This window comes from Planococcus massiliensis (assembly GCF_000821325.1).
GTDB lineage: Bacteria > Bacillota > Bacilli > Bacillales_A > Planococcaceae > Planococcus > Planococcus ruber.
This window is the reverse complement of sequence record NZ_CCXS01000001.1, coordinates 742,052-754,572: the sequence shown is the minus strand read 5'-3', so window position 1 is coordinate 754,572 and position 12,521 is coordinate 742,052. Positions and strand designations below refer to the sequence as shown.

Below are 12,521 nucleotides of genomic sequence, written 5' to 3'. Positions count from 1 at the left end.
TTTGAGCCTTCAAGGAAAGTAAATCCTTAATCTGGAAAATAAAACACGCCCAGCTGCTATTGGCTGAGCGTGTTTTCGTGTGTTATTGGATAACGCCAAGTTCTTTTCCGACGCGCGCGTATACTTCGATCGCTTCGTCGAGCATTTCTTTTGTATGGGCCGCTGTCGGCATGTTGCGGACGCGTCCTGTGCCTTTAGGAACCGTTGGGAAGACGATAGATTTCGCATAGACGCCTTCTTCAAACAAGCGCTTCGAGAACTGTTGTGTAAGCTTCTCGTCGCCGATGATGCAAGGTGTGATCGGCGTTTCCGAATCTCCGATATTGAAGCCAAGCTCTTTCAAGCCTTTTTTCAAGTAATCGCCGTTGTCCCATAGTTTGTCGTGCAGTTCGGTCGAATCGATGATCATCTGCAAGGCCGAAATGATCGCCGCTACGTCCCCCGGTGTTACCGCGGTCGAGAACAAGAACGGGCGTGAACGGACTCTCAGCCAGTCGATCAGGTTTTTCTTGCCGGCTACATAGCCGCCGACTACGCCGACTGCTTTAGACAAGGTGCCCATTTGCATGTCGATCTCTTTTTCAAGGCCGAAATGCTTCACGGTCCCTTTCCCTTTGCCGGTAACGCCCGAACCGTGCGCATCGTCAACGTATGTAATCAAATCAAATTCTTTTGCGATTTCCACAATCTCTGGAAGCTTCGCGATATCGCCGTCCATGGAGAATACGCCGTCTGTAATGACCATGACTTTATTGTACAAGCCGGACTCGGTCGCTTCTTTCGCTTTCGCCCGAAGGTCTTCCATATCCGAATGTTTGAAGGCGATGATTTTCGCTTTTGACAAGCGGCAGCCATCAATGATGGACGCGTGGTTCAGCTGATCGGAAAGAATGGCATCATTCTTGTCCATCACGGCAGAAATCGCTGCCATGTTGCAGTTGAATCCGGATTGGTAGGAAATGGCCGCCTCTGTTCCCTTGAACTCCGCAAGCTTTTCTTCCAATTTCACATGGATGTCCAATGTTCCGTTGATTGTGCGGACTGCACCAGCACCGACGCCGTATTTATCGATCGCATCTTTCGCCACTTGCTTCAAATCTTCGTTTGTCGCAAGCCCCAAATAGTTGTTTGAAGATAAGTTGATCAAATCTTTGCCGCGGACTTTGATGATTGCCCCGTTCGGCCCTTCCACTGGATCGATTTCATTATATAAGCCCTGCTCTTTTAATTCGCCAAGGTTTTGATCTAAAAATGCATCTAGTTTTTTTGACAATGTCCTCTTCCTTTCGCAAACGTTTTCACTTTCCATCTTACCATAACGGCAATCTTCTCCAAACTGAAAAGAAAACCGGCCAAAAGAAAAAGCGGACCGAGGTCCGCTTCCCGCTTATTTATTGCCATTGCCTTTTCCGTTGTTATTGCCCTTGCCTTTGTTCTTGTTGTCTTTTTTATCTTTTCCTTTTTGGTCTTTATACAGGACTTCGTAGCTGAATTCCTGCGCTTCTTTTTGGCCTTCTGCTGCTGCATAAGACGTAATCATTTTCACATTGCCTTCACGAAGCACTTGCTTCAGATCCAATGCCTGCTGGTTTGTCACGTTGTAAGGATTCACGTGGAATACGCGCTCTTTGCCGTTTTTCTTCGTTTGGATGAACGTCGTTGTGAAATTCACGTAGTCGCCTTTCAACTGTCCCAGCGACTGGAATGCGTCTGTTGAAGAACCGTCATTCGAGAAATTGCCAAGTTTCACATCTTTGATGTACCAGCCCGGGTTGTTTGAGCCCCAGTCTGTCAAATTGCGGAATGAAACCAATACGTCTTTGCCGGCATAAGCGGACAAGTCAAATGTTTCTGTCGCCCAATCGCCGTTCGTTCCTGTGAATCCTGGAACATTTTCTTTAATAGTCGGGTAGCCTTCTTCCACAACATCGCTGCGTGTATTTTGGTTTTCAAGCGATTTCCATGTTTCGCCGTTATCTGTTGAAACTTGGACCATGCCGAAGTCCCATTGTTCTTCAATATCGTAGTAGTGGTCAAATGTTAATGTCGGATTTGCCGTCGGAACCGTTGCACCAAAAATCAATGCCTGGTCTGCCTCGTCTCCGTTATTCGGATGCAGCACTTGTTTGCCGGACCCTTTAGGATCCGCAACTGTGCTCCATTGCAGCGGCAGGAAGTCGACGCCGTCAAATTTCAAGCCGCGTACATCTTTGCCGAAGTTAAATTCTTTAAAGTCGCCGCCCCATGCCGGAACGCCTTCTTTTTCATACGTTTTTGCGCTTTCAAAGTCGATTGTTTTGCCGCGCACTTTTCCATCCGTGCCAACTGGCAGGTTGCGGAGGTCAATGCTGTCGATGTTGTAGTCACTGTCGACTGCTGAGCTATCAAGCGTCAATGCCGTCATGAAATCCTGGTAGACTTCCAGGAAAGTTTTATTCGTGCCGTAGTCTTTCAGCACTTGGTCTACACTGGACATGCCCTGTTTTTCGCCGTTGACTGCCAATTCACGGATGAATTCCTGGCCAAATTTGTCATACATATAAAGGGTGAATAAATACACTTGTCCGTAATCCGCAATGGTTTCCGGACCGGTTTCAGCTGTGCCGTGTTCGTCCCAGCTCACGAGTGAGTTTTCCGGGTGGTCCAAGTAGAAGTTGATCGATCCTGCATCGTGGCCATAACCGCCAAGATACTCAGAGAAAGTAGACATCCCTTCGTTTAACCACGTTTCCTCTGATGGGTCGTTGTCCGCATGGATCAAATGCTGCAATTCGTGGATTGTCGTTCCGAAGAACGTCGTCTCAAGACGCGTTTCCCATGAGTTCGTATCGATGGTAATGATGTTGCGGTCTGTATAGTTTTCAAGCGTCTGCCAGAAGAAGCCGGCTACAAAGAATGGGTACGACGGGTTGTTCCAGCCTTCATCCTTTACGTTGTCGACAAGCATGATGACTTTGTCCGATCCTTCGTAATAATCATCCGGCAATCCGACCATTCCTGGAACCGTCGCATTTGAACCGTCGAGCTGATCCGGCATTCCGAAGAATCCAGTCGCTTTCGGATAAATATTGCTGTCGAATTCATCTTTCAATTTATCAACTTGCGCCTGCGTTACCACATCAGCGGGTTTCGGGTTGTCCGGACCGTAAGCCAGGTCATTGGCTACCCAGATTTCCACATTTTCGCCGACACTGCGCAAAGTAAAGTCTTTAAAAGACAAGTTGCGGTCAAGGAATTTCTTCGTTCCTCCATCATATGTAAATGGCCCATCAGCTGTTGCTTTAGCGCCGGAAGCTGCTACTTCACCCGCCTGTGCTTTGATTTTTTTGTCCGCTTGCTTCATGAATGCTTCGTCTTGCGCCATCTCATTCAACGTCTGGTCGATGTCGACACGGTCTCCGTAGCGCTCGCTGTTCCATTCCGCTTTTGTCGTTGATGTTGTTGCCGCTTCTGTTGGTGCAGCTGCTGCCGGCACCATTAGCGACAATGCCAGAGCACTTGCTGAAAGAATGGAAACCCATTTGCTTTTAACCATGTTCTTTTTACCCCTCTCGAATTGTCAGAATTTTATAGCTGAATAAAATAATAGCATGCAGACTATTCAGACGAATGAGGTAAATGATTTATTTCGGATTTCGGAATTTTAGGCATTTTTTTCTATGTTTTTTTCATCATTTTTAAAAATTCTTCCGTTTCGGGATTTCCCTAGTTCTTTAGAAATAAAAAAAACCGCCAAATGGCGGTTTTTTATCATCATTTAGTTCAATGCATTTTCAAGATCTTCGATCAAGTCTTCCACGTCTTCAATTCCTACTGAAATCCGCACGAGACCTTCTAGAATGCCAAGCTCTCCGCGGCGTTCAACTGGAATCGAAGCATGCGTCATTTGCGCAGGAACCGAAATCAAACTTTCAACGGCGCCTAAACTTTCAGCAAGTGTAAAGTAACGCAATTTCGCCAATAATTCATCAGCTTTTTCTTTGCTTCCGACATCAAATGAAATCATGGCACCGAAACCGGCTGCCTGTTTTTTCATCAATTCATGTCCGGTGTGATTCAGCAATCCCGGGTAGATGACGGCGTTGACCGCTTCGTGCTGGTCCAGGAATTCAGCGATTTTTTGAGCGTTCGATACCGCTTCTTCCATGCGGATTCCTAACGTCTTCAATCCGCGCATCAGCAGCCAAGAATCTTGCGGCCCAAGGATGGCGCCGACGGAATTTTGGACGAAATGCAAGTCAGTCGCTAATTGCTCCGAGTTGACGACGACAAGTCCGGCCACGACGTCACTGTGTCCGCCGATGTATTTTGTCGCACTATGCAAGACAATATCTGCACCCAATTTCAATGGGTTCTGCAAATAAGGCGTCATGAATGTATTGTCGACAATTGTTAAGAGGTTCTTCGATTTTGCATAAGCCGAAACCGCTTCGATGTCCGTTACTTTCAATAAAGGATTCGTCGGTGTTTCGATGAAAATCGCTTTCGTATTTTCTTTTACAGCAGCTTCAACCGCTTCTAAATCGCCTGTATCCACGAAAGTAAATTCAAGGCCGAAGCGGTTCAAGACTTTATTGACGACGCGGTATGTTCCGCCGTATACATCATCCGTCAAGATGATGTGGTCGCCTGCTGAAAAGAGCATCATCACGGAAGAAATCGCTGCCATCCCGGAGCCGAATGCAAATCCGGCATGCCCGTATTCCACGTCTGCAATCAATTCTTCGAGGGCATGGCGCGTCGGGTTTCCTGTCCGGGAATATTCATAGCCTTTGAATTTCCCAACAGCTTCCTGTTTGTATGTGCTTACTTGGTAAATCGGTGTAGAAACGGCACCTGTTGCTTCGTCTCCAAAAATCCCGCCGTGGATTAATCTTGTTTTTGGTTTCATGAATGATCCTCCTCAAATGTTCTTCCGTAAATATTCTGGCTCATATAACGTTCGCTTGAATCCGCAAAAATCGTGACAATGTGGCTTCCTGGTTTTGCTGTCTCCGCTTCTCTCATCGCAGCAACAAAGGCTGCACCGGAAGAGCTTCCGACCAATAAACCTTCTTTTCTCGCCAATTCGCCGACAGCGGCAAATGCTTCTTTATCCAGGATGGTGTGGATAGACTCGAAATGGGACGCGTCCATATAGGCAGGCAAAAACTCCATGCCGATGCCTTCCGTTAAATGAGGGCCGGATTCCCCGCCATTGATGATGGAGCCTTCCGGTTCCACAATTACCGTCTTGATGGTTTCCCGTTTTAACTTTAAAAATCGTGAGGTCCCGGCAAAGGTCCCGCCGGATCCAGCACCTGCTACAAATACGTCGATTTTGCCGTCGAGCGCTTCCCACAATTCAGGGCCAAGTGTCCGGACATACGTTTCCGGATTTGCCGGGTTCGAAAATTGGGAGGGAGAAAACGCATCCAGCTCTTTCGCTAATTCATTTGCTTTTGCAATTGCGCCCTTCATCCCGAGTTCCGTTGGCGTATTGATCACTTCAGCTCCAAGTGCACGCATCAACGCCTGCTTTTCTTGGCTGAATTTCTCAGGTACAACGAATTTCACTTGATAGCCTTTGCCGATCGCAGCAATTGCTAAGCCGATGCCTGTATTGCCGGCTGTCGGTTCGATCATTGTTCCGCCGGGCTTCAAAACGCCCCGCTGCTCTGCGTCTTCTATCAATGAAACGCCCAGGCGGTCTTTTACGCTGCCGCCCGGGTTAAAGAATTCGAGTTTGGCAAAAATCCGGCAGCCATTCGGAATGTCGATATTCGTCAATTCCAGTACCGGGGTGTTCCCGATCAATTGCTGAATGCTCGTTGCAACGTTCATGTCCATTCCCCTTAAACAGTTTCTTCGGCGAACACTTGGCGCCATTCGTCTTTTTTAGCCAGCATTTCACGCGCTAATTCTTTCGCACCTTCCAAGCTATGGCTAGCAGCCCATCCGCATTGGACTTCGTTGCACGCAGGCACTTCGTCAGCTGCAATCACGTCCGTCAACGTGTTTTCCAAAATGCGCAGAATGTCTTCGTAATCATCGTGGTTGATGACTGACAGGTAAAAGCCGGTCTGGCAGCCCATTGGCCCGATGTCGATGATTTGGTCTGAGTGGTTGCGGCTATGTTCTGCCATCATGTGCTCAAGCGAATGGAGGCCTGGCATATCCATGTGCTCTTTGTTCGGCTGTTTGAAACGGATATCGTATTTTTTGATGGTATCGCCATTTGCCCCTGTTTTTTCACCAGCTAAGCGTACATAAGGCGCTACTACTTTTGTATGGTCTAAGTTAAAGCTTTCAACGTTCATTTTTTTCAAGTGAATCGTCTCCTTTTCTTTTTTGTTCAGTCTCCAACGGCCAACTCCTCGGAGCTTAACGGCCGTTTCCGCTTTTCTTTGTCGCATCAATCAACCAGACGTAATTATTGAGCTGCGTAAATTCAACTTCAAATCCTGCTGCTTCGATCAATTCTTTCATCACCGGCAACGTCGTGTAATATTCGCGATTTAAATCTTCTACTAGATTAGCATACCCACGCGACTCTTCAAATTCAATCATTTGCTGTTTTGCTTCCTGCGATTTAAAAACGGTGTCTGCAAATACTACTTTTCCGCCTGCCGGAAGCTTTTCAGCATAAAGCTTAAATGCCTCCGTTTTCTCCGCATCCGTCAAGTGATGGAATGCATACGTACTCGTGAAGCTTTTCACTTCGACCGGCTGTTCAAACTCTAAAAAATCGCCGTCGATGATTTTCAGTGATGGGAATTTCGCTGCTGTCGCTTCGCGCATCGCCTGATTCGGCTCAATGCCCACTACTTCCAGTCCGCGATCCACCATCTTTTGCGTCAAATTGCCCGTGCCGACCCCAAACTCGATAACCGGGCTGATTGCCTGGTCTGCGACTGCTTGCAGAATCTCATTATATTTAACGAAGACATCTTCGTATTCTTTGTCTTTTCCATTTACAGAATCATCATACGTGTGAACCCATTCATCAAAAATTTCTACGAACTCTCGTCCCATTTTTAATTCTCCTTTAGTCGGTTTTTCTATAAAACCAATAGACTTACTAGGTTTTATTTATACCATAAAAAGAGCCCGGATTCAACTCTCTGAACCGGGCGCTAGATCTTCAAAACGGGCGGAACATCGCTTTTTCTCCCAATGATTTTCGTAAGCATTTTTTCGAATAAAGGCAAGGCGGCTTGAACGATTTTGCCGGTTAACAGGGCCACAGCAATTGTCCCGATCCCCACCGGACCGCCGAGCAGCCAGCCCGCTACTGCGGCAAATACTTCGATGATGGTCTTTGCCCAGCTGATGCTGATGCCCGTTTTTTCGTTGATGACGAGCATGAGCCCATCACGCGGCCCTGCACCGATTTTTGGCGCCACATAAATTCCGACGCCGTAGCCGGAGATGATGATTCCGGCAATCAAGATCAGCACTTGGCCAGTCCACGTTGCAATATCCGGAATCAGGAAATTGAAGATATCGATAAAAACGCCCACCAGCAGCATGTTCAAGAACGCGCCGATTTGCGGCAGCTTTTTCGTGAAAAGCATCGTGAACAAAATAATGGCAAGCCCCATGATGACGACCCAGCTGCCAATCGTCAAACCGAAGTTCAGGTGCAGCCCTACGTGCAGCACATCCCATGGGCTGATGCCCAGTTTGTCCGCTTTTAGGACCAGCGTAAAACCGAAAGACATGATGATCAAGCCGACAATGAAAAACAGCCAGCGGTAAAAAAGCGAACGCCTCATTTTTATCCTTCTTTCTGTTATGTATTATGAAAAATCCATCCACTCAAGTGAATGGACGGATTTTTCAATCAGCCTTAGTGGTAATTGCGGCGAATTGGGCGTTTGTCGCTTTCGCCAGCTCAGTCGGCTGAAGCTTTAGCTGCATGCCGATTTTTCCAGCCGATACGATCATTTTATCCCGATGTTCGGCGGATGCTGAAATAAAAGTGGGAAACAATTTTTTCATGCCGAGCGGCGAGCAGCCTCCGCGGATGTAGCCGGTCAAGCTTTGGAGATCTTTGACCGCAATCATTTCAATCCTTTTCTCGCCTGCCGCTTTGGCCGCCGCTTTTAAATCCAGCTCCTCGTCCACGGGAATGATGAATACATAATGCTGTTTGGAGCTGCCGACGGTCACCAAGGTTTTATGGACCAATTCTGCATCCTGGCCAATCTTGGCAGCAACGGAGACGCCGTCGTTTAACCCATCGCCGGGTTCGTATTGAAGAATGTCATAGGAAATGTTTTCTTTATCCAATATTCGGGCTGCATTGGTTTTTGCAATTTTCTTCGCCACTCGCACCATCTCTGCCTTTCCCTGTCCATTTTCAACAGCATATCATCAAATTCAACCGATTTCTAATCGTTTTGGTTCAATAATTTTTTCAAGGCTTCGGCCATCGCTGTGTTGGCCGGCGGCTCTTCCTGCTGTTTCAGGAATTTGTTGACGTCTTTTTTATTTGCTTTCGATTGGTTATTGTTGCGCCGTTTCTCGAATGCCGACAATTTTTCGCGGTGGCCGCATTTGCAGACGAAAATTTTGCCATCGCCTTCGCCTTGCATTTCCAGCTTTTTGTGGCAGTTCGGGCAGCGCGCATTTGTCAACACTGCCACTTGTTTCTTATAGCCGCATTCGCGGTCCTGGCAGACGTTCATCTTGCCGCGTTTGCCATTGACTTCAAGAAGCGGTTTGCCGCAGTCCGGGCACATTTTGCCGGTGACGTTGTCGTGTTTGAATTTTTTGTCGCTCTTCTTGATATCCGATACAGATTTCTGCGCAAACGCGATCATCTCTTTCATGAACTGCTCTTTTTTCAATTGCCCTTTGGCAATTTTATTGAGCTGCTGTTCCCAATCGGCCGTCAGTTTCGGAGATTTGAGATCTTCCGGCACCAGCTCCAGCAATTGCCGCCCTTTTGACGTAATCGTCAAATCCTTGCCTTTTTTCTCGATCAAGAACGTGTTGAACAATTTGTCGATGATGTCGGCACGCGTCGCCACCGTTCCAAGCCCGCCTGTTTCGCCAAGCGTCTGGATCAATTCCTTCGATTCGCCCGCCATGAACTGCGCCGGATTTTCCATGGCGCCAAGAAGCGTTCCTTCATTAAAGAACGCAGGTGGCTTCGTTTTGCCGTCGGTTAAGGCGATGCCTTTAATGGTTAGCTTCTGTCCTTTTTCAAATGGCGGCAATGTCGAATCGCTGTCGTCTTCATCGTCTTTGTAGATGCGTTTCCATCCTTCATTGCGGATCGTGTTGCCTTTTGTCTGGAACGTTTCGCCGCCCGCATTGATTTTCACCGTCGTCTGGTCGTATTCATAACCCGGATAGAAAACAGCCAGGAAACGCTTGACGATCATATCATATAATTTATGTTCTTTATCCGAAAGATTATGGAGCTGCGGCGTTTCCTCCGTCGGGATGATCGCATGGTGATCGGAAACTTTCGCATCGTCGATGACGCCTTTTTGTGCAGCTATCGGCGTTTTTAGAATCGTTGTGGCAAGCGCCCGGTACGGCCCGACCTGCACCGCTTTGATGCGATCTTTCAACGTATTCTTCATATCGGACGTCAAATGCTTCGAATCCGTCCGCGGATACGTGACGATTTTGAAGCGCTCGTACAATCCCTGCAGCGTATTCAGCGTTTCTTTCGCTGACCAGCTGTAGCGTTTGTAGGCTTCTTTCTGAAGCTCCGTCAAGTCGAATAAAGGCGGTGCCGGCTGTTTCTTCGGCGTCACCTTCACGTCGGTAACCGTTCCTTCTTGCGTGTTTTGCAGTTTATGGAACAGCTTGTCGATTTTTTCTTTATCGAACGACTGCGTCGAATTGCCGTCTGTCCAAGTGAAAGCGGCATTATCCGTAATCGCCTGCATGCCATAATACGGCTTCGGCTGAAAATTGCGGATCTGCTTTTCACGTTCGGCAATCATTGCAAGCGTCGGTGTCTGTACACGGCCTGTCGACAATTGCGCATTGTATTTCACGGTCAACGCGCGCGTCGCATTGATGCCGACGACCCAGTCTGCTTCCGAACGGGCAACTGCTGCCTGATACAGATTTTCGTAAGCTTTGCCGTCTTTCAAATTATTGAAGCCGTCTTTGATGGCTTTATCTGTTACGGACGAAATCCACAAGCGCTTGATCGGCTTGCGTGTTTTCGTTTTCTCCAAGATCCAGCGCGCGACAAGCTCTCCTTCACGTCCGGCATCCGTTGCGATGATGACTTCCTTGACATCACCTCTCGACAGCTGCGCTTTGACGGCGTTGTATTGTTTCATCGATTGCTTGATCGGCACGAGCTTAAACGGATTCGGAATGATCGGCAGGTTCTCCATCTTCCATTCCTTAAAGTCGTTGTCATATTGCTCCGGCTGCGCCTGCGTGACCAAATGGCCAAGCGCCCACGTCACAATGTATTGTTTGCCTTCCAAATACCCGTTGCCTTTTTGCGAACATCCAAGAACGCGTGCAATATCGCGCGCCACGGATGGCTTTTCTGCTAGTACTACTGATTTCATTGATTGTCACCCTCATTTCTATATGCATTGATTATAACATCTTCCGGATTTGCTGGCTTTTCGTGGGGGTTGGGTGTGGTGCAGAAAGTATTTCAAGCTTCAAGGAAAGTATTTATCGGATATGAGATAGTATCTGAACCCAGAAGGATAGTATTTCAAACAGCAAGGAAAGTAAATAAATAAATTCTTAAACCAGCTTGCTCTCCAACAGTTGGTGGTATATATTCAGATTAATAACATAAAGGAGATGATCGATTGATTTTAAAGAACCGCAAAGAACCTCCTGATATTTTCCAGCTGCAAAGTTTAGTGAAAAGAATCCCGGTCACCCACAGCCAATTCCCCCATTGGACTGAACAGCTCCGGCGCATCACTGCCGGATTCCACGGCGAGCAGCGAGTAGATTCCCTCTGGCACGAAATCGAATTGCCTTCCCCCTATTTTTTCATCCATGATTTATTTATCCAACAACCAAATTCTTCCTTCCAAATGGACACTGTGCTGGTCACAAGCCGGTTCATTCTGATTCTAGAGATCAAAAGCATTTCCGGATTGCTCAATTTCGATCCACAAACCCGCCAATTTTCCCGAACCAATAAAGACGGCAGCATCGACGGCATGCGAAATCCTGATGATCAGCTGCGGCGCCATGAAAAATGGATGAAGCGGTTTTTAGCTGATCGGCAATTCGAGCTTCCTGTGCTCGGTGCAATCGTCTTCACTTACCCGTCTTCGGTTATCCAATCGAAAGCCGGCAAGCGGATTATAATCCAATCTTCCGGATTGCCTTATTTAATGGAGCAATTACTTTCCAATCACCCATATGAACTTCTTTCCGATTCTGCAACTTCTACACTCTCACAAAATTTGCTTAATTTGCATTCTGCTAAAGAATTGGTGTTGCCTACTTTGCCAGACGCCGTCTTAACCGGTGTGCTCTGTCCACATTGCGTAGCTCAGCGATTAGCTTATGTCCGGAAAAGCTGGAGATGCAATGTCTGTTCTTATAAAAACGCTAAAAGCCATTTGGATGCGTTAGCAGAATACCGGCATTTAGTCTCTCGCACCATCACCAATAGAGAATTTCGCCACTTTATGCATCTCCCTTCCATAACTACCGCTTCAAAACTGTTGAAATCTTCAAAGATGCGTTCTACAGGCAGCTATAAAGACCGCGTTTATTTTATTCCCGAACAAATTGCCCTTTTGGAAAGTATTTCTCCCGGGACAGATAGTATTCGGAAGACATGAGATAGTATTCACCTTCGCAAGGAAAGTATTTCGGCGGTCAAGGAAAGCAAATCCAATTTATGGAATAAATTATTGAATACCGTAAAAAAAAACCTCCCACGGGAGGTTTTTCTGCTGATTACGGATTGTCGATCGTTTCTTTTGAAAGGTTCTTGCTCATTTCTGCATATTCCACGAAAACCCGTGCCAGTTCACGCAAGCGGTCGTGGACGTCTTCATTGATGATGGTGTTGGTTTCATCAAAATGGCTCGTGTGCGTGTAGACGTAGTTGGGTGTCACGAGGCAGCGGAAATAATCGAGAATCGGCTTCAGCTGATTTTCAATGACTAGGTGATGCTGATAAGTTCCGCCGTTCGCTACGATGGAAACCGGCTTGTAGCGCATCGTCCGCGGATGCAGCATGTCGAATGTGTTTTTCAAGACACCCGGAATCGACCCTTGGAAAATCGGCGTCGCAATAATGTAGCCGTCCGCATTTTCGAAACGGTGAACGATTTCCTGCATGTCTTTATTGTATTCGCCAAGCGGCCGGCCATCGACAAATTGATGCTCATATTCAGCCAGGTTCAATATCACCAATTCCATTTCCGGATTGAAATCTTGAATATACGTTTTCACCTGTTCCAAAATAGCGCCTGTTTTTCTCCCGATAATCGTACCGTCCACTAATAAAATCTTCATTCGAAAAGTCCTCCTTGAATGCCTATCTGTCGAGCAGCTTTGTTCCTTTTATC

Annotated in this window: 11 protein-coding genes; 1 reads left to right on the top strand and 10 read right to left on the bottom strand. The window is 47.2% G+C overall.

Annotated elements, in window-relative coordinates:
• Nucleotides 1-82: 82 nt before the first annotated feature.
• The 9 genes from BN1080_RS03785 to BN1080_RS03745 all read right to left on the bottom strand — a co-directional run bounded on the left by BN1080_RS03785 (nt 83) and on the right by BN1080_RS03745 (nt 10,535).
• On the bottom strand, nt 83-1,273 hold the full coding sequence (locus BN1080_RS03785; RefSeq protein WP_052650619.1) for a glycine C-acetyltransferase: 1,191 nt from the start codon (nt 1,271-1,273) through the stop codon (nt 83-85).
• Nucleotides 1,274-1,387: 114 nt separating this feature from the next.
• Nucleotides 1,388-3,535, bottom strand: a complete 2,148-nt coding sequence (locus tag BN1080_RS03780; RefSeq protein WP_052650618.1) for an immune inhibitor A domain-containing protein — start codon at nt 3,533-3,535, stop codon at nt 1,388-1,390.
• A 222-nt stretch (nt 3,536-3,757) separates the two neighbouring features.
• Complete coding sequence (locus BN1080_RS03775) at nt 3,758-4,891, bottom strand: bifunctional cystathionine gamma-lyase/homocysteine desulfhydrase (protein ID WP_052650617.1); 1,134 nt, start codon at nt 4,889-4,891, stop codon at nt 3,758-3,760.
• Nucleotides 4,888-5,823 carry a PLP-dependent cysteine synthase family protein gene (locus tag BN1080_RS03770; protein ID WP_052650616.1) on the bottom strand — a complete coding sequence of 312 codons (936 nt, stop codon included), beginning with the start codon at nt 5,821-5,823 and terminating at the stop codon, nt 4,888-4,890. Before BN1080_RS03770 ends, BN1080_RS03775 begins: the two co-directional genes overlap by 4 nt.
• An 11-nt stretch (nt 5,824-5,834) precedes the next feature.
• The gene (locus BN1080_RS03765) at nt 5,835-6,308 is read right to left on the bottom strand and encodes an S-ribosylhomocysteine lyase (protein WP_052650615.1); all 474 of its coding nucleotides are present in this window, start codon (nt 6,306-6,308) and stop codon (nt 5,835-5,837) included.
• Between the two features lie 55 nt (nt 6,309-6,363).
• Nucleotides 6,364-7,014 carry a class I SAM-dependent DNA methyltransferase gene (locus BN1080_RS03760; RefSeq protein ID WP_052650614.1) on the bottom strand — a complete coding sequence of 217 codons (651 nt, stop codon included), beginning with the start codon at nt 7,012-7,014 and terminating at the stop codon, nt 6,364-6,366.
• A gap of 101 nt (nt 7,015-7,115) precedes the next feature.
• Complete coding sequence (locus BN1080_RS03755; RefSeq protein WP_052650613.1) at nt 7,116-7,757, bottom strand: YczE/YyaS/YitT family protein; 642 nt, start codon at nt 7,755-7,757, stop codon at nt 7,116-7,118.
• Between the two features lie 64 nt (nt 7,758-7,821).
• Nucleotides 7,822-8,322, bottom strand: a complete 501-nt coding sequence (gene ybaK, locus BN1080_RS03750) for a Cys-tRNA(Pro) deacylase (RefSeq protein WP_052650612.1) — start codon at nt 8,320-8,322, stop codon at nt 7,822-7,824.
• A gap of 53 nt (nt 8,323-8,375) precedes the next feature.
• Complete coding sequence (locus tag BN1080_RS03745) at nt 8,376-10,535, bottom strand: DNA topoisomerase III (RefSeq protein WP_052650611.1); 2,160 nt, start codon at nt 10,533-10,535, stop codon at nt 8,376-8,378.
• A gap of 255 nt (nt 10,536-10,790) precedes the next feature.
• Between BN1080_RS03745 and BN1080_RS03740 the strand changes: the two genes are divergently transcribed.
• Nucleotides 10,791-11,786: a nuclease-related domain-containing protein gene (locus BN1080_RS03740; protein ID WP_052650610.1), complete on the top strand. Its 996-nt coding sequence runs from the start codon at nt 10,791-10,793 to the stop codon at nt 11,784-11,786.
• A gap of 118 nt (nt 11,787-11,904) precedes the next feature.
• Here the strand turns inward: BN1080_RS03740 and BN1080_RS03735 are convergent, their stop codons facing one another.
• The gene (locus BN1080_RS03735) at nt 11,905-12,468 is read right to left on the bottom strand and encodes an NADPH-dependent FMN reductase (protein ID WP_052650609.1); all 564 of its coding nucleotides are present in this window, start codon (nt 12,466-12,468) and stop codon (nt 11,905-11,907) included.
• Between the last annotated feature and the right edge of the window lie 53 nt (nt 12,469-12,521).

Excerpts from the sequence above, each read along its gene's own strand:
- BN1080_RS03780 (WP_052650618.1), bottom strand. The coding sequence starts at position 3,535 with ATGGTTAAAAGCAAATGGGTTTCCATTCTTTCAGCAAGTGCTCTGGCA.
- BN1080_RS03775 (WP_052650617.1), bottom strand. The coding sequence starts at position 4,891 with ATGAAACCAAAAACAAGATTAATCCACGGCGGGATTTTTGGAGACGAA.
- BN1080_RS03770 (WP_052650616.1), bottom strand. The coding sequence starts at position 5,823 with ATGAACGTTGCAACGAGCATTCAGCAATTGATCGGGAACACCCCGGTA.
- BN1080_RS03760 (WP_052650614.1), bottom strand. The coding sequence starts at position 7,014 with ATGGGACGAGAGTTCGTAGAAATTTTTGATGAATGGGTTCACACGTAT.
- BN1080_RS03755 (WP_052650613.1), bottom strand. The coding sequence starts at position 7,757 with ATGAGGCGTTCGCTTTTTTACCGCTGGCTGTTTTTCATTGTCGGCTTG.
- ybaK (WP_052650612.1), bottom strand. The coding sequence starts at position 8,322 with ATGGTGCGAGTGGCGAAGAAAATTGCAAAAACCAATGCAGCCCGAATA.
- BN1080_RS03745 (WP_052650611.1), bottom strand. The coding sequence starts at position 10,535 with ATGAAATCAGTAGTACTAGCAGAAAAGCCATCCGTGGCGCGCGATATT.
- BN1080_RS03735 (WP_052650609.1), bottom strand. The coding sequence starts at position 12,468 with ATGAAGATTTTATTAGTGGACGGTACGATTATCGGGAGAAAAACAGGC.